This is a genomic window from Acetivibrio straminisolvens JCM 21531, assembly GCF_000521465.1.
In the GTDB taxonomy this organism is placed as follows: Bacteria; Bacillota; Clostridia; order Acetivibrionales; family Acetivibrionaceae; genus Hungateiclostridium; species Hungateiclostridium straminisolvens.
Genome location: NZ_BAVR01000017.1, coordinates 1 through 17530, shown reverse-complemented (window position 1 = coordinate 17530; position 17530 = coordinate 1). Strand labels below are relative to the sequence as shown.

Below are 17530 nucleotides of genomic sequence, written 5' to 3'. Positions count from 1 at the left end.
TGTTTTATTATATCAAATTCAACACATAATGCAAAACAAAAATTAATAGCATATATAAAAAATATGTAGAAAAAAAGGAGTCAAAGAAATGACTCTGACCCCTGTATCTCGAATTTATTTAATCTATTATAAATTATACTCCCTGTGCCATCATAGCGTTTGCAACTTTCAAGAAACCTGCTACGTTTGCACCCAAAACAAGGTTGTCTTCCTGACCGTATTCTTTAGCAGCTGCTCTTGCACTTCTAAATATATTAACCATTATATCTTTTAACTTTGCATCAACTTCTTCAAAGGACCAAGAATATCTCATGCTGTTCTGGCTCATTTCAAGTCCGGAAGTAGCAACACCGCCGGCATTTGAAGCTTTTCCGGGAGCATAAAGAACTCCATTTTCCATAAACACATCTATAGCTTCAGGCGTACATGGCATGTTTGCACCTTCTCCTACTGCATAACATCCGTTTGCAACAAGAGCCTTTGCCGCATTTCCGTCAAGCTCGTTTTGTGTTGCACACGGAAGTGCAACATCACACTTAATTGTCCATATTCCCGAACATCCTTCTGTATATTTTGCATTAGGATGATACTTCACATATTCACTGATTCTCTTTCTTTCTACCTCTTTTATTTGTTTAACGGTATCAAGTTTTATTCCATCCGGATCATAAACATATCCGTTTGAATCGCTCAATGCAACTACTTTAGCACCCAACTGCTGAGCCTTTTCTGTTGCATAGATAGCAACATTACCTGAACCCGATATTACAACAGTAGCACCCTCAAAGGATTTACCCTTGATTGTCTTCATTGCCTCTTCCATGAAGTAGCAGAGACCATAACCTGTAGCCTCAGTTCTTGCAAGGCTTCCTCCCCATGTCAATCCTTTTCCGGTCAAAACTCCGGTAAACTCGTTTCTTATTTTTCTGTACATACCGAACATATAACCTATTTCACGGCCACCTACACCGATATCTCCGGCAGGAACGTCGGTATCCGGGCCTATATGTCTGTAAAGCTCTGTCATAAAGCTCTGGCAGAATCTCATGATTTCTCCATCGGATTTTCCTTTCGGATCAAAGTCACTGCCACCTTTACCTCCCCCCATTGGAAGGCCAGTCAAAGAATTCTTGAAAATTTGCTCAAATCCAAGGAATTTTATAATTCCCACGTTAACTGAAGGATGGAACCTAATTCCTCCTTTATAAGGACCTATTGCGCTGTTGAACTGAACTCTGAATCCTCTGTTTACTTGCACCTTTCCATTGTCATCTACCCAAGGTACTCTGAAAATAATCTGTCTTTCAGGTTCAACAATCCTGTCAAATATTCCTGCTTTTACGTACTCGGGATTCTTTTCAGCAACTATTTCCAGCGACTCCAATACTTCTTTTACTGCCTGATGAAATTCAGGTTCGTTCGGATTTCTTTTAATGACTTGTTCCATCACATTAGACAATAACTTCATTTAAAATTCCTCTCCCATCTTTTATTACTTTTATTTTTATTAAATATTAAATAGAGATATTTGCATATATCAGCAAATTACTCCCCGTAATAACGTGACCAAACCAATATACACCTTTGTACTGTATACGGTATACGCCATTGTATACCCTCAAAATAAATGTTTGAGGAATTAACAAAAGGACATTTTGAATTATAACAAAAACATTTCCAAATTGCAAGAGTTGAAATGAATAATTTCGAAATTTAATATCAATCCCACTTTTATCCTTCTGTTCGAAGCGTCTATTTATCTCGAATTAGACAGCTTGACAATTTTTTTTATTAAGTTTACAATTATAAATTTATGCAAGAAATCATCCAACAAACTTCATTTTGCTTTGTTTACGATATTTCATCTGTTGTATACACCATATTTTCAAAACAATACCAAATAACAAAAACACTGCTCATATATTGCAATTGACTTAAAGAGCATCAGAAGTTAAAATTAAAATAACCTTACGATTGAAAAAGGGAGGCCTTAACCATGTTCAAAATAGTTAAAAAGAAGATTCTTAACCCACAGGTTAAGTTGATGGAAATATCCGCTCCACATGTGGCAAAAAAAGCAGAACCCGGACAATTTATAATCTTGAGGGTAAATGAAAACGGTGAAAGAATCCCTCTTACAATAGCTGATTTTGACCGCACCAAAGGTACAGTAACGATAATATTCCAGGAAGTCGGAAAGACTACAAAAGCATTGGGAGCTCTTGAAGAAGGAGACGAATTGTTGGATTTCGTCGGTCCTCTCGGAAAAGCATCCCACTTTGAAAATGTAAAAAAGGCAGCCGTAATAGGCGGAGGTCTCGGGACGGCAATAGCATATCCTCAGGCAAAAAAACTCCACTCTATGGGTGTGGAAGTGCATTCGATAGCAGGTTTTAGAAACAAAGACCTGATAATTCTTGAGGATGAAATGAAAGCCGTAAGTGACAAACTTTTTATAACTACTGATGATGGTTCCAACGGCAATAAAGGCTTTGTAAGCGACGTATTAAAGAACCTTATTGAAGAAGGAAATAAATACGATTTGGTTATTGCTATCGGTCCGTTGATAATGATGAAGGTTATAAGCAACCTCACAAAACCCTACGGTATAAAAACTATTGTAAGCATGAATCCCGTTATGATTGACGGCACAGGTATGTGCGGAGGATGCAGAGTTACCGTAGGCGGTGAAACCAAGTTTGCATGCGTGGACGGACCTGATTTTGACGGACATCAGGTCGATTTTGACGAAGCAATGAGAAGGCAGACCATGTATAAAAAAGAAGAAACCCTTTCCATGGAAAACATAATTGCAGATTGGGGGTAGAGAAAAATGCCTAACATGTCAATGAAAAAAGTTCCCATGCCGGAGCAGGACCCTAATGTCAGAAACAAAAACTTTTTGGAAGTCGCCTTAGGATATACCGAGCAAATGGCAATGGAAGAAGCTCAAAGGTGTCTTAACTGCAAGCACAAACCTTGTGTTGACGGTTGTCCTGTAAACGTAAAAATTCCGGAGTTTATACAACTGATAGCTCAGGGAAAATTTGAAGAAGCCTACAATAAAATTAAAGAAACCAACAATCTTCCTGCTATTTGCGGAAGGGTTTGTCCACAGGAAACCCAGTGTGAAAAGTTTTGTGTCAGAGGCATAAAAGGTGAATCTGTTGCTATAGGAAGACTTGAAAGGTTTGCAGCGGACTGGCACATGAAAAACGGTACCGCTTCCCATGACAAGCCCAAAAAGAACGGCAAAAGGGTGGCCGTAATCGGTTCCGGACCCGCAAGTCTCACCTGTGCAAGTGACCTGGCCAAACTCGGCTATGAAGTGACAATCTTTGAAGCCTTTCACGTGCCCGGCGGAGTATTAATGTACGGTATTCCCGAATTCAGACTTCCAAAGAAGCTGGTTCAAGACGAAATCGATACCATCAAGCAGCTGGGTGTGGAAATCAAAACCAACATGGTTATCGGTAAAGTTTTCTCCATTGACGAACTCAAGGAAGAAGGATATGATGCCATATTTATCGGCTCGGGTGCCGGATTGCCTTCTTTCATGAAAATCCCCGGCGAAAACCTCAACGGTGTTTACTCTGCAAACGAATTCCTCACTAGAATAAACCTTATGAAGGCTTATGATTTCCCCAATTGTGATACCCCTGTGAAAGTAGGAAAGAACGTTGCTGTTGTGGGCGGAGGAAATGTTGCAATGGATGCTGCAAGAAGTGCCAAGAGACTAGGTGCCGAAAATGTTTATATAGTGTACAGGCGTTCGGAAGCAGAAATGCCTGCAAGGCTTGAAGAAATTCACCATGCAAAGGAAGAAGGCATTTTGCTCAAGCTTCTTACAAATCCCACAAGAATTCTTGGTACCGATGACGGCTGGGTAAAGGGTATTGAGTGCGTTGAAATGGAACTGGGCGAACCGGATGCATCGGGAAGAAGAAGACCTGTGGTAAAGGAAGGCTCCGAACATGTCCTCGATGTCGAAACGGTTATTATAGCTATCGGTCAGACTCCAAACCCCTTGATTACCTCAACAACACCGGGACTGGATACAAAATGGGGCGGAATTATTGCCGATGAAAATACCGGTGCCACCAGCATCGAAGGTGTATACGCCGGCGGAGATGCAGTAACCGGTGCTGCAACCGTTATTCTGGCAATGGGAGCAGGCAAAAAATCTGCAAAGGCAATCGACGAATACCTGAAAAGTAAAAAATAAAAAAAGGATTATAATTGTCATACTATAAAAAAGGTCTCTATTTGCTGTTCTTGCAAGAGACCCTTTTATTTTTGTCTTATTATTATACTTTTTCGCTTATACCGTTAACGGCCCTTCCGTTCAAATAATCAAACTTCTTGCCCTGATACCTGTTTTCTTCCGTCATTTTCTTCTCTATGCTGTCATGTATCTTCCACCAACTCATTGCCCAATTGCAAAACAAGCTTCTTTCTTCCGGAGCACGCCCGATTAGCCTTTGTACGACAATAGACGGGTCTAAGTACTCAAGAAACAATACTGCCCTTTCGATATATTCTTCCATTGTTACAGGCTGTATCTCTCCCCTTTCGTACATTTCACCCAAAACCGTATCTTTTAAAATATAAAGGGAATGACATTTTACCTGGTTGACACCTAAAGCTGACAATATCCTTGCACCTTCGATTACATCATCCATTGAATCCATGGGTATGTCCAGTATGTAGTGGGCGCAAGACTCCAATCCGTATGCCTTTATTGCAAGCACGGCATCAATAAATTCTGCAAGCAAATGTCCCCTGTTAAGGATCTTCAAAGTATGGTAATTCACCGTCTGAAGGCCAAGTTCTATTACTATATCCACCCCTTTTGACTGCTTTATTTCTTTTAGAAACGAAAGATACGAATCCGCAATACAGTCAGGACGGGTGGAAATATAGACAGCTACAATGTTTTCCGCCAAAGCGTCATTAATATACTTTTTAAAGTCCTCCAAAGGAAGATAAGTATTTGTGTAATTCTGAAAATACGCAATAAACTTCTCCGATTTATAGTTCTTCCCAATATACCTGGAGTTTAACTTAAGCTGTTCTTTTATTTCAAGAAAATTGGGAAGATTCTCAAAACCTGCTCCCTCTTCCCCGCAAAATATACATCCCCTGCTGCTGATTCTGCCGTCACGGTTCGGACATGTGACCGGAAGGTTCAAAGGAAGCTTGTAAACTTTTGCGCCATATTTTTCTTTCAAATAGTTTGAAAACTTATTGTAAAGCATTTTCATTCCTTTCTTCAAATATCAAAATAGCTTTGCATACGGCATCATATACCTTCCACAAAGGTATTTTCAATTCCTGAGCAACCTTTTTACAATCCTCAAATTCCGGCGAATACTTCTTGTAATCCCCAAGGAACGATTCCTTTACCCTTATTCTACCAAACTCAGTATTCACATACTTCATATCCCTTTCGAGAATATACCTTTTGGCAATAGTCTTTCTTATTCCCAAAGTAGTCGTTTCTGTCAGAATAATATTTACAAGCTTCTCTTCCTGCTCCCTGTCAGAAAGCACCGTCAAGACAACCCCCGGTCTGTTCTTTTTCATGTATACGGATGTATAAAACACATCCAATGCACCGTTTTCAAAAAGCCTGTTCATAACATAACCGAGAATTTCCGGATTCATATCATCTATATTGGTCTCAAGTACACAAATCTCATCATCATTTTTTTCTTTATGCTCAACATTTCCCAAAATACATCTTAAAGCATTAAAACGGCCAGTCTGTCTCTTACCGGCTCCATATCCAACGCTTTCGATAGTCATTGGAGGCATGGAACCAAACTTTGAGACCACACACTTTATAATCCCGATACCCGTAGGAGTTACCAATTCTGTGTTTACGTCCTCAGTTATGTAGGGTATGTTGCTATCCTTAAGCATTTCCAAAACTGCAGGAACCGGAACCGGCAACTTTCCGTGCCTACACTCTATAAAACCTGTTCCGTCATGCATCGGTGATGAGTATATTTTATCAACCTTTAATAGGTCCAAGCAAATTGCAGCACCTACAATATCAACAATGGAATCAATGGCACCGACTTCATGAAAGTGAACATCTTTTATGGATTTATTGTGAACTTTGGCCTCTGCCCGGGCAATTTCTCGGAATATTTTCTTACTAAGTCCTTTTACGCTGTCTTTCAAGCTGCTTTTGTCAATTATATTTTCAATATCCGCCAAATTGCGCTCACAATGATGATGGTGTCCGGTATGATGATTACATTCCTCTTTTACAATAACGTTCACATCGGTTACAGCTATCGAGTTTATTATCTTTTTTTCAATAACAATATCAAAGCCGTCTAAGTTTAATCCCAAAAGCTCCCTTTTAAAAAGCTCAACATCAATTCCCAAGTCCAACAGGGCACCTAAAATCATATCCCCGCTGGCACCGGAAAAACAGTCAAAATACAGTATTCTCATATCCTTTTCCTTTCCTAAAGCTTATTTATCATACTTGCCAAAAATCCCGCTCCAAAACCGTTATCGATATTGACCACACCGATTCCGGCGGCACAGCTGTTTAACATCGTCAATAGAGCGGAAAGTCCTCCAAAATTCGCACCATATCCCACACTGGTAGGAACGGCTATTACAGGCTTATCCACAAGGCCGCTGACCACACTTGCCAAGCTCCTTCCATTCCCGCCACCACCACAAGGACATTTGCTTCGCGGATCACATCCAATCGGGCAAACAGCCTGTGAATTCCTGCAACACCAACATCATAAACCCTCTCAACCCTGTTTCCCATTGTCTCACAGGTAACTGCAGCTTCTTCAGCCACCGGAATATCCGCCGTCCCCGCAGTTACAACAGCAATCATCTTATCAACTTTCGGTATGTCCCTTTTCTTTACAACCACAATTCTGGCCGCTTCATAGTATACAGCATCCTCGGTAATTTCCTTAATAGCTTCAAAGCACTTGATGTCGGCCCTTGTAGCCATAATGTTGTTATTTTTCTCCATAAGTCTTTCTACTATCTTTTTTACCTGCTCCACAGTTTTCCCCTGACAATAAATCACCTCAGGGTATCCGTTGCGAATATTCCTGTGCTCGTCAACTTTTGCAAAACCCAAATCTTCAAAAGGAAGATTTTTGAGCTCCGTTAAAGCATCATCAACTTCAATGCTTCCATCCCTGACGCTTTCCAATATTTTTCTAAGGTATTCAATCTCCATAAATACATCTCCATATGTACAGGATTTTATATCTATAAAATATCTATAATCTTAAAATATCTATAATCTTTTGTGCCGCTTCATTCGTAAGTGTGCCCTTTTTTCGTGCAACCTCAACAGTCTTTCTTCCCATTACTTTATACATGTTTTCAAGTTCTTTGTCCAGTGCATTCAGTGCCTTTACATGCTCTCCGACAACACTGTGATCTCCTCGCGATATAGGCCCTGTAAGTGCTCCAATACTTCCAAACCTCTCAATATTATGAACCGTGTTCTTTATCAGCGGAAGAAACGCCTCATTAGCGGTTTGGCTGTCAAATCCAATACTTTTCAACATTTCATAGGCAGCATAGGAGAGGGTCACCGTATAATTGGATATAATGCATGCAGCAGCATGATACAAAGTTTTATCCTGCTCTTTTATTTTTATTAATCTGCCCTCAAAGGATATTACAATTCTTAAGGCATACTCTAAAACTTCCTCACAGCCTTCAAATCCATAATATATATTGTATAGCTTCTTCCATCCGCTATCCTTGTCCGCTATGGACTGAATGGGATGAAGAGAGCCGGTATATGCTCCTAAGTTCTCAAGAGGTCTTAGAGCTTTTGTTGTAAGCGCACCGCTCAAATGAATAAAAGCTTTGGAGCAAAGAATATCCTTATCAACTTTTCGAACAATTTCCTCCGCAACCTCTAATATATTATTATCAGATACCGAAATAAATATCACCTCAGAGTTTTTTACAGTGTCTAAGAGATTGTTTTCAAAGGCTATGCCCAGTTTTTGGCAAAGATATTCCTGTGAATCACCGTTTCTGCTGTAAACTCCCGATAGGTTAAAACCGTTGCTTTTAAGCCCTTGGGCAAGAGCACAGCCTACTTTTCCCGCTCCGACAATACCTATATTCATATAGACACCACCTCCTGCCATATATTCGGTTTCTGTCTGGCTCCATTTTCAAAACTAATCAATAGAATAATACCACAATTTCTAAATTTTATTAATAGGATTTATCGTATATATTTTTTAAGTATTTGTTTCACTTATTTTACAAAGAAACAACAATTGTTGTATATGACGTTTAATTTTGATATTATACATAATATAGAGGACGTATTGCTGTATCTTCTAGTTGATATAAAATAAATAAATTTATAACGGTAAGAGGATAGTGTTACATATGAAAAAGACTTTGCTATTGTTTATAGCCCTAACGGCAATGATTATGTTAAGCTTTTCCGTTGTCCGGGCAGATATTAGTTTGAATTTATATTACAATGGGGAAATTCATTCTTTAAAGAATACTGTCGTAAATCAAAACGGCAGATATTTTCTTGATGCTGATGAAATAGCTCAAATACTGGGTTTGAAACTTAAAGCCGACTTTTCAAACCAAACTCTTTCCATTGATGACGGAAAAGCAATAAGTACATATTCTGCAAGACCTTTGGACCGTTCCATAGTTACACTGGCAAGTTACAACCCCAATATGCCCGAGATAATTAATGAAAAATTCTATTTCCCTTTTGAGTTTATAGAGGAAAAATTCAATCTGACTGTAAAATACGATAAAGAATACGGTTCTGTATATTTTCTTAAGGGTAATGATCTTAAAAATTTTAAAAATATCACTCACGGATATCTTTTAAAGATTCCTTCCCACAGTAGCATTGACCTTTCAGGGCCTTTTGACAACTTTAACGATAATTCGGTTGTGCTAATTGATAAGAAGGGAGAGTTTAGTTATTCAATAAACTGCGATAAGTTAGACAGCACATCTATTGCCGGCATGCGCCTAATCCTCAATGATTACACCTCTTCCGACGAGCAGATTTTTAATGCGATAAGCAATTATACCAAAAGCTATTTTAGAGCCATGCAGGCACTTTATAAAAACGAATTTCTGTTTGGAAAAACCGATGCGGCATTAAGTGAATCCAATATGAAAGTTTTTGCTGACTATAGTGAAAATATTTACGGTCAGCTTTCTAATGTTGTGCTGTACAACACAATAAAAAGCAACAAATATTCTACCTCTGAAGAAACCCACATTATGATAACAATTCCAATCTATTCTAACATGTCAATATACACGATTAATATAAACGGAAAAAGAGGTTTCTTAACCCAAGATAATATAAGCAAAATCCATGAGCTTCTCAACGCCCTCAAAATACCAAACTTACCGAATAGCAAAAGTTCACTAAAAGTATTCAATCACATCAAAACCATTAAAGATGTCAATTTAGGAATTTACCCGGTGCTTTCCGACAGCAATATTGAATATACCGAATACCGAAACTTGCAACAGAACTACAAAATTCAATATCCGTCAACATTTATGCCCTATCTGCAAAACAGCATTGTAGACAGCCTTGGCTCTATAAGCTTTAAGGTTGACTACAACACTCATATAGCAATTTCGACAGAAGCAATACAAGACCCGGATACGTGCATCCAAGAAAGACTTAACCTAATAAAATCTTCCCCTTCAGTAAAGACAGATACTGTCGAGGAAGGAAACAGCTTGTTGTCCGACAGGAATTTCCATTATATTAAATATGAAATGAAAGAAGGACCCGATTTATATTACATTCAAGATTATTATACAATATATTGCTCAAAACTTTATAGGATTGAGTTAAACAGTAGATTGAGCAAACCTTCGGATGCTGTAGTTGATGAGTTTATAAAAATCGTTAAATCAATAGAGTTTTTAGAACCTGCCGAGAACCTCTTTTCGGCAGAAGTCAGTCTTAAAAAATACTTAAATGAATATGAGGGATATTCCTTCTCTTATCCGGATACCTGGGAGCTAAAGAACAAGTCCACAGACATTAATTTCGACAGGTTTTCCATAGTAAGCCCCGAATACTCCGGTCCCCTCGATATTTGCATCAATGAATCCGAATCCTTAATTGATGCCTCTACCGAGGAATTGTTAAGACTCTTTGGCGGAAATGACGCAGAACTTTTAACAAATTACGCTACAAACTACTATGCCCCTTACGGAACTAAAAATACAAAGATATTAAACACTACTTCAAAAGTTGAAAATGGTATTATCTATATTTACAAATTGATAAATTTCCTAGATGAAGGTCAAAGACACAAACTCGGCTATTCCGTGGACATAATAAGAAAGGGCAAAATTTACTCTTTGTTTTTATCTGTCAGTGACTATTTATGTTCTAACGGAAGCCTTATAGATAAAGAGCTTGGTCAAGCTATAAATGCCATAGTAGAGTCCTTCACTCTTGAAGAAACAGAGGAAAGCTTAAAAAGAGAGTCTATGGGAGAGACCCGAAACCGGAAAGTAGTTTTTTTAGAAAACTGCTTCAAGTTGATTCTCGGAAGATCGACAATCCTTACCCATGCCAGAACTTTAGACTCAAATGATGATATTCTTGTACAGATAAGCAACTGCAAAGAAGCAGGAACCTACAGATTAAAGTTTGACTATGAAGGAAAAAACTTTGAAATCATAAGCGCCGTTATGCAAAAGGATGCTGTAAATTCCTCGGAATTAAAACTTAGGGAAATGTATGGCAAGAAGCTGGTTCACAGCATTATACCCGACTATGAAAATATGACAATAACAATCCGGTACTCCGACGGTATTGATTTACCTGTTTCTGAAAAAAGCTACTTTATTGACGTAATACCATCGGAAGACGCTTTGATATTCGCCTGGCAAGAAACTATACTTCTTTAGAACTTAAAGACAAATGTACATCCTATCTGGAAAACTACCTTTTAACCAATGTGGATATGCAAATTCCGAAAAGCTACAATCATTCGAAAAAATATTCGAACAAAAGCAGATATGAAGCTTATTTTATCAATGTATTCGCAAAATACGGCAGCAAATCGGGATACTTTTTACTAAAAATTGATCCCTTGTCGGACAGCATAAGCACCGCAGGTTTTGTCCCTGCAAGCTAAGCAACCCATTTCATTCCAAGAGGCCAATAAAAGCTCGGGACATCGAGTCCCTTCGCTTTTGCCTCTTTCATTTCATTCCAAGAGGCCAAGTATAAAAGTCTGCAGCTTTAAGGCCACAGACTTTTATCATATCATATCATACGCTATTTTGCTTTATTATTGTTTCTTTTGCATACTCGAAAGATAAGAATTTATAAATCCATCCAATTCTCCATCCATAACGGCATCCACATTTATCTCTTCATAATTGGTCCTGTGGTCCTTTACAAGGGTATACGGGCAAAACACATACGATCTTATCTGGCTTCCCCATGCGATTTCCAACTGTATTCCCTTCAAGTCCTCTATCTTTTCCTTGTTCTCCCGTTCTTTAAGCTCCATAAGCTTTGATTTCAGCATTCTCATAGCAGTATCCTTGTTTTGAAACTGCGAACGCTCGGTCTGGCAGGCAACTACTATACCCGTAGGTATATGGGTAATTCTTACGGCCGATTCGGTTTTGTTTACATGCTGACCTCCCGCACCGCTCGAACGGTAAGTATCAATGCGAAGGTCATCCGGGTTTATGTGAATTTCAATATCGTCGCTCAATTCCGGCATAACATCCAGCGAAGCAAAGGATGTATGCCTCCTTCCCGAAGCATCAAAGGGAGAAATTCTAACAAGCCGATGTACTCCCTTTTCGGATTTTAAAAAGCCGTAAGCATTTTCTCCAATAACTTGGAAAGTAACACTTTTGATGCCTGCTTCCTCTCCGTCAAGATAATCCAGTATCTTTATAGTAAATCCCTTTTTCTCTGCCCACCGGGTATACATTCGAAGAAGCATCTGCACCCAGTCTTGGGCCTCAGTCCCTCCCGCACCGGCATGCAGGGTCAGGATTGCATTGTTTTTATCATACTGTCCGGTAAGAAGTGTCTCAAGCCTCAAAGTCTCAAACTCTTTTCTAAAAGCCTTAAACCCTTCCTCCGTCTCCGAAATCACACTTTCATCCTGCTCCTCTATTCCAAGCTCGCACAATGTGATTAAATCCTCCCACTGCGCAACCAATTTGTTGTATCTTTCCAGTTTGTCTTTAAGTGACTTGATCTTCTGCAAAACTTTCTGAGAGTTCTCAGTATCGTTCCAGAAATCAGGCTCCGAGGCTTTCTGCTCAAGCTCCTCAATTTGATTGCTCATACTGGCGATGTCAAAGAGATTTCCCCATTTCGTCCAAATTATTCTTATAATTATCTACTTCGAGCTTAATCTGTTCAAGCTCCAACATTTACATCAACTCCTTTAACCATATTTAAATCCCATTACGGTTTATTTTACAACAGATAAGAAATAATGTCCATGATAAAATTTAATTGGAAAACAATTTAGACATTTCTACATAAATAATCTCTGTAATATGGTATTAGCTTTTGAAATAACAATGTTATCGGATTATTCTTCCTTTGACTTGTTATTATTCTTAATTGAATTTATGAGAGGTTTTAAAACTTCTACTGGAAGACCGGCATCCTGAATTTCTTTTGCCAGCTTAATATACGGCAAATTACTCTCCTTTAAAATCCATTTCTTGATTTCCACATCGTCGGTGAAATCAAGCAGTCCCTTTGTCTCTTCATAGTTTTCGGTCATTTTTTGCTGGCTTAACTCCAGCTTGTATAACTCCTTTTCCCTTTCATAGGTTTCAGGAGTGTTATAGGTGTAAAAAAAAGAATCCCTTACCTGCGCATATTTTGCCAGAATTTTTATCGTTCCGACAAAGGGCATTCTTTCACCGCGAGCATACAGCTCAAGCATATCGGGAAAAATAAGTGCTCCCAATTTGGCACTAATATCCTCTGATAGTTCCTTGTATGTAAGATTTCCCCTTATTAAATCGATATTTTTCCCTATAGTTATTGCATTAACATCTCTGCAATTGGCTCTTCCTAACAAATAGTCAATAGAGACATCAAAATAATCTGCAAGCTTTTTTAGAACTTCATAGTCCGGTTCCCTTTTAGCAAGCTCATACGACGCCACTGCTTGTCGAGTAATGCCTAAATAATCAGCGATATCTTTTTGCGAAAGTCGCTTCTCCTCCCTAAGTTGTTTAAGCATTGCTGCAAAAGCCATCCCCATATCACCTCGAGACTATTTGACACTATTTTCTCACAATTACAAATACAAAGCAACAAAATGTTAACAAATTGTTGATTTTTTATTGACAGCAACAAAATGTTGCTGTAAAATAAAGTATATACAGAGGATACGATTAAAAAGAGAATTTTTTGTGAGGATTTCAAAAACATTTTACCACAGATTACCGACAATAAACAAGTTTTATAGCAAACTTTATTATTCATATTTAAATTGATGTGATTACGTTAATATAAAAATTTATATATATCAATTAAGATTACTTGGAGGGGGATGCATTGGACAAGATTGAGTCTTTAAGACAAAAACTTCATAATGTAATTGAGTCAGGTGATCACAATGCTATCCTGACAGTCAGTCAGGAGCTTGACGTATTAATTGTCAGGCATATGATTAATCAATTACATTTACGTGAATAATTTTTCCTTAATCTTTTATATATGGTTTATGTTTTTATATAGTACAAGCATTTTGCAAATGCTGCAATTAAATTTGTCATCCTGCACAATTTTATATATACGCATTTTTTTAGTTTTTTTGTACTATGTTTTACATAGTACTTTTTTTGCCTCTTTGAGTGAAATGAAAGAAGCAAAAGTGAAAGAACTCGATGTCCCCAGCTTTTATTATGCAAAAAAGCCTGAGGAACCGGGAATTCCTCAAGCTTTTTAGAATTAGCTTCCTATATTTTTCATTGCCATTCATTTCATTTTTTATTTCTTTCAATAAATCTCTTAATCCTCTTCATTGCCTCAATTATATTGTCCATGGAGCTGGCATAACATGAACGCACATATCCCTCTCCGCAATCTCCAAAGGCTGTTCCCGGCACAACTGCAACCTTTTCCTCCATTAAAAGCCTTTCTGAAAACTCATACGAAGTCATTCCTGTTGATTTTATGCACGGAAAGACATAAAAAGCACCTAGAGGTTCAAAACAGTCAAGCCCTGCACTCCTGTAGCCTTCAACCATGATCCTTCTTCTTCTGTTGTACTCTCTCACCATTTCTTCCACGTCATCATCACTGTTTCTTAGAGCCTCTATGGCGGCATATTGAGCAGTAGTCGGAGAACACATTATAGCATACTGATGTATCTTGTACATCTGTGAAATCAGGTCAGGATGCCCCAAACAATAGCCCAGCCTCCATCCTGTCATGGCATAGGCCTTCGAAAAACCGTTTATAACCAACGTCTTATCCTTCATCTCAGGAAAAGATGCTATAGATACATGCTTAGTCCCGTAAGTAAGCTCAGAATAGATCTCATCGGAAATAACTATTATGTTCCTGTCCTTAAGTACCTCAACAATAGCCTCCAAATCCTTTCTTTCCATAACAGCACCTGTAGGGTTGTTGGGATAAGGCAAAATCAACACCTTAGTTTTGTCGGTAATTGCCTTTTCCAAAAGCTCGGGAGTCAATCGAAACTCATTTTCAGCACTCAAATTAACTATCACAGGAGTAGCTCCCGTAAAAATAGTACATGGTTTATAAGCAACAAAACTAGGTTCCGGAATAATAACTTCATCTCCGGGGCCAACAAGAGCCCTTAAAGCTATGTCAATCCCTTCACTTCCTCCAACAGTCACAATAACCTGGCTCTTTGGATCATATTTTAAATTATATTTTCTCTCCTGGTATCTGCATATCTCCTCGCGCAGCTCTATAAATCCTGCATTGGGAGAATAGTGGGTATGACCTTTTTCCAACGAATAAATTCCGGCCTCCCGGACATTCCATGGAGTTACAAAATCAGGCTCACCAATACTCAAAGAAATGGCATCCTTCATTTCATTTACCAAATCAAAAAACTTTCTAATCCCCGACGGAGGTACCTGTCTGACAGATGGCAAAATCATGTCCCCAATATTCATAGTACAACTGCCTCCCTGTCATCTTTTTGCTTCTTTTCAAAAATAGTTCCCTTATCCTTATACTTTTTCAACACAAAATGTGTGGAGGTGCTCAAAACCGACTCCAAAGTAGACAATTTTTCAGCAACAAACAGTGCAACCTCTTTCATAGTCTTACCTTCTACAATAACAGTCAGGTCAAAACCTCCCGACATAAGATAGCAGGCCTTTACCTCCGGATATCTGTATATCCTTTCTGCAACTTTATCAAATCCTTCTCCTTTGGGGTGTAACTTTTACTTCTATCAAAGCTGTTACGGATTCTTTACTTGTCTTCTCCCAGTTTATCAGACTGATATACCCGAGAATAACATTATCTTCTTCATACTTTTTGATAGCTTCTCTTACTTCTTCAACACTCTTATTGACCATTACGGCTATTTCTTCTTCACTTATTTTGTTGTTACTTTCCAATATCTCTAAAATCTCTTCCATATATCTCCACTCCTTTAACTAAGAAATTATATAAGTAATATATATAATATAAAAAAATAATAAAAACTCCTTCATCCTATAAAACAAGGGACGAAGGAGTATTCCGCGTTACCACCCTAATTAGTACCTAAAAGGTACTCACTCTGCCAGTTCTTATAACAGTATATTGGACATATACTGCCATAAAGACCGTTCCTCTATAACGTGAGGCTACGTCTTCCTCTAATATCAGAGCTCCCAAATCAAATAAATGTCACGGAAACTCACATTTCTCAAGGAGAAACTCCAGGGCTGCCTTCCAAATAGACACTTTGCCGGGCTTCCACCATCCCAACTCTCTATGAAAGCATCTAAATGTACTCTTCCCTATCATCGCAGTTATTTAATATAAAATTATATTAAATTGAATTATACTATATCTTTTACCATAATGCAAGCAATAATTTTACTAATTTTTGCAACAGATAAAACACCTGTCAAATTCCATTCTTCGACTTAAGTATTGGATTTGCTCGCATATTCTTCCATAATTTCTTCAAGAATAACGTCGGATATTTCGTCCTCTTCTTCCGGCGTATCATCATTTGAATCGTCTTCACTCAAACCTTCCATACTTTCTATGTTTTCACTGGCAAATTCTACAACTTTCTCAAGATCAAACTCGTACTTCTTTAGCGTCTTGGTGATTTCTTGCTTCAGCGCCTTTATCTCCCGCTTCATATCTACGAGTTTTTCTTTTTCCTGTTCAGTCAGCTCGGACAATTTCTTTCTTTCTTCGATTGCCTTCTCTTTAGCCTCTTGCAATATCATTTCAGCTTTTTCCTGAGCTTTTATAAGAACATCGGCAATTTTTGCCCTGTCTGAGCTGATTTGCTCAGCCTTTCTTGCAATGTCTTCGTATTTAATCCTCAATTCCCTGCACTGATTTTTCAAAGCAGAAATTTCATTATCCTTTTCCTTCAGTTTATCGTCAAACTCTCTTAAAATTTTTTCAATATATGAATTTACATCGGTTTTCTTAAAACCAAATAATGCAGTTCCGAACCTTTTTTTCTCCTGCCATCTATGGTTCCTCCTAATTACAAATAATAGAATTTTTGATATTAAAATTACACAATACTATTCCTTATATATTCAATCTTTTTTCTAAAAATCCTTCTTAAATTTAGAAAAAATTATAACTCTAAAAAGCAAAAACCATACATTTCGACATAATGTATGGCCCTTGTAAGTGTACACCCTAAAATTACGGGTGTCCACCGGTAGTTACATATTCTAATCAACAATTATAAATGTTTATCGATAGCACTTGCAAGTTCTGCTTTTGATCTCGCACCGATAAGCTTTTCCACTAGTTCTCCGTTTTTAAATACCATTATTGTAGGAATGTTCATGATTCTAAACTTTTCAGTAACTTCACCTTCGCTGTCAACATTAAGCTTTGCCACTTTTGCTTTGCCGTCATATTCATCGGCAAGCTCGTCAATTATAGGCGCCACCGCTCTGCACGGACCGCACCATGGAGCCCAGAAATCAACCAAAACCACTTTGTCCGAATTTAATACTTCTTGCTCGAAGTTTTCTTTTGTTAAAATGGTAACTTTTTCTCCTGCCATTATTCTTCCTCCTAATCGTAAGTTTTTCAATATAGCTTATACATATTCATAAGCAAGGTAATATGTACCAATTACCCTTTTAGCATCCAACATTATATAGTATATATCATTAATAGTGTTTATAAATATGCTCTTTTATAAACATGTTATTTTATTCATACCCACTATCGAAAAAACAAAACATTAATCGATAAATTTTAAAGAATTTGTATAGATAAATTATATCCATAACATTGATATTTCTCAATAAA

General features: G+C 37.9%; 12 protein-coding genes, 3 pseudogenes and 1 other annotated feature. Of the genes and pseudogenes, 4 read left to right on the top strand and 11 right to left on the bottom strand.

Features of this window, described 5'->3' with window-relative positions:
• Nucleotides 1-133: 133 nt before the first annotated feature.
• Nucleotides 134-1468: an NADP-specific glutamate dehydrogenase gene (gene gdhA / locus JCM21531_RS06330; protein WP_038288405.1), complete on the bottom strand. Its 1335-nt coding sequence runs from the start codon at nt 1466-1468 to the stop codon at nt 134-136.
• A 528-nt stretch (nt 1469-1996) separates the two neighbouring features.
• Between gdhA and JCM21531_RS06325 the strand changes: the two are divergent.
• Both JCM21531_RS06325 and gltA read left to right on the top strand, forming a co-directional pair.
• Nucleotides 1997-2841: pseudogene (locus JCM21531_RS06325) on the top strand (sulfide/dihydroorotate dehydrogenase-like FAD/NAD-binding protein).
• A complete protein-coding gene (gene gltA, locus JCM21531_RS06320) occupies nt 2834-4225 on the top strand; it encodes an NADPH-dependent glutamate synthase (RefSeq protein ID WP_038288403.1) in 1392 nt (463 codons plus the stop codon). The pseudogene JCM21531_RS06325 and the gene gltA overlap by 8 nt, the downstream one beginning before the upstream one ends.
• A gap of 82 nt (nt 4226-4307) precedes the next feature.
• Here the strand turns inward: gltA and mnmL are convergent, their stop codons facing one another.
• The 4 genes and pseudogenes from mnmL to JCM21531_RS06300 form a co-directional block, all read right to left on the bottom strand.
• Nucleotides 4308-5258 carry a tRNA modification radical SAM protein MnmL/YtqA gene (gene mnmL, locus JCM21531_RS06315; protein WP_038288439.1) on the bottom strand — a complete coding sequence of 317 codons (951 nt, stop codon included), beginning with the start codon at nt 5256-5258 and terminating at the stop codon, nt 4308-4310.
• Entirely contained in the window at nt 5245-6468 is a 1224-nt protein-coding gene (larC, locus tag JCM21531_RS06310; RefSeq protein ID WP_038288400.1) for a nickel pincer cofactor biosynthesis protein LarC, read from the bottom strand. The genes mnmL and larC overlap by 14 nt, the downstream gene beginning before the upstream one ends.
• Nucleotides 6469-6482: 14 nt before the next feature.
• A pseudogene (gene larB, locus JCM21531_RS06305) lies at nt 6483-7228 on the bottom strand (nickel pincer cofactor biosynthesis protein LarB).
• A gap of 43 nt (nt 7229-7271) precedes the next feature.
• Entirely contained in the window at nt 7272-8141 is an 870-nt protein-coding gene (locus JCM21531_RS06300) for a Rossmann-like and DUF2520 domain-containing protein (protein ID WP_038288397.1), read from the bottom strand.
• A gap of 271 nt (nt 8142-8412) precedes the next feature.
• On the opposite strand from JCM21531_RS06300, the gene JCM21531_RS06295 reads away from it, so the two are divergent.
• On the top strand, nt 8413-10947 hold the full coding sequence (locus JCM21531_RS06295; RefSeq protein WP_243467315.1) for a stalk domain-containing protein: 2535 nt from the start codon (nt 8413-8415) through the stop codon (nt 10945-10947).
• Nucleotides 10948-11333: 386 nt separating this feature from the next.
• Here JCM21531_RS06295 and prfB read toward each other — a convergent pair.
• Nucleotides 11334-12444, bottom strand: a protein-coding gene (gene prfB, locus JCM21531_RS06290) for a peptide chain release factor 2 (RefSeq protein WP_117407237.1) whose coding sequence is annotated in 2 segments (ribosomal slippage) — nt 11334-12368 and nt 12370-12444 — 1110 coding nt in all. Because the reading frame shifts where the segments join, the coding sequence is not laid out codon by codon here.
• A 164-nt stretch (nt 12445-12608) separates the two neighbouring features.
• Nucleotides 12609-13289 (bottom strand): helix-turn-helix domain-containing protein, encoded by a 681-nt coding sequence (locus JCM21531_RS06285; RefSeq protein WP_038288393.1) that lies wholly within the window; start codon nt 13287-13289, stop codon nt 12609-12611.
• Nucleotides 13290-13591: 302 nt separating this feature from the next.
• Between JCM21531_RS06285 and JCM21531_RS06280 the strand changes: the two genes are divergently transcribed.
• Entirely contained in the window at nt 13592-13732 is a 141-nt protein-coding gene (locus tag JCM21531_RS06280; protein WP_038288391.1) for an aspartyl-phosphate phosphatase Spo0E family protein, read from the top strand.
• Between the two features lie 287 nt (nt 13733-14019).
• On the opposite strand, the gene JCM21531_RS06275 is transcribed toward JCM21531_RS06280, so the two are convergent.
• The 4 genes and pseudogenes from JCM21531_RS06275 to trxA form a co-directional block, all read right to left on the bottom strand.
• On the bottom strand, nt 14020-15189 hold the full coding sequence (locus JCM21531_RS06275) for a pyridoxal phosphate-dependent aminotransferase (RefSeq protein WP_038288389.1): 1170 nt from the start codon (nt 15187-15189) through the stop codon (nt 14020-14022).
• Nucleotides 15186-15663: pseudogene (locus tag JCM21531_RS06270) on the bottom strand (Lrp/AsnC family transcriptional regulator). The gene JCM21531_RS06275 and the pseudogene JCM21531_RS06270 overlap by 4 nt, the downstream one beginning before the upstream one ends.
• Nucleotides 15664-15746: 83 nt before the next feature.
• Nucleotides 15747-16045: a binding site (T-box leader), on the bottom strand.
• A gap of 113 nt (nt 16046-16158) precedes the next feature.
• On the bottom strand, nt 16159-16596 hold the full coding sequence (locus JCM21531_RS06265) for a hypothetical protein (RefSeq protein ID WP_243467314.1): 438 nt from the start codon (nt 16594-16596) through the stop codon (nt 16159-16161).
• 353 nt (nt 16597-16949) lie between these two features.
• Nucleotides 16950-17279 carry a thioredoxin gene (gene trxA, locus JCM21531_RS06260; protein WP_038288385.1) on the bottom strand — a complete coding sequence of 110 codons (330 nt, stop codon included), beginning with the start codon at nt 17277-17279 and terminating at the stop codon, nt 16950-16952.
• Nucleotides 17280-17530 lie beyond the last annotated feature (251 nt).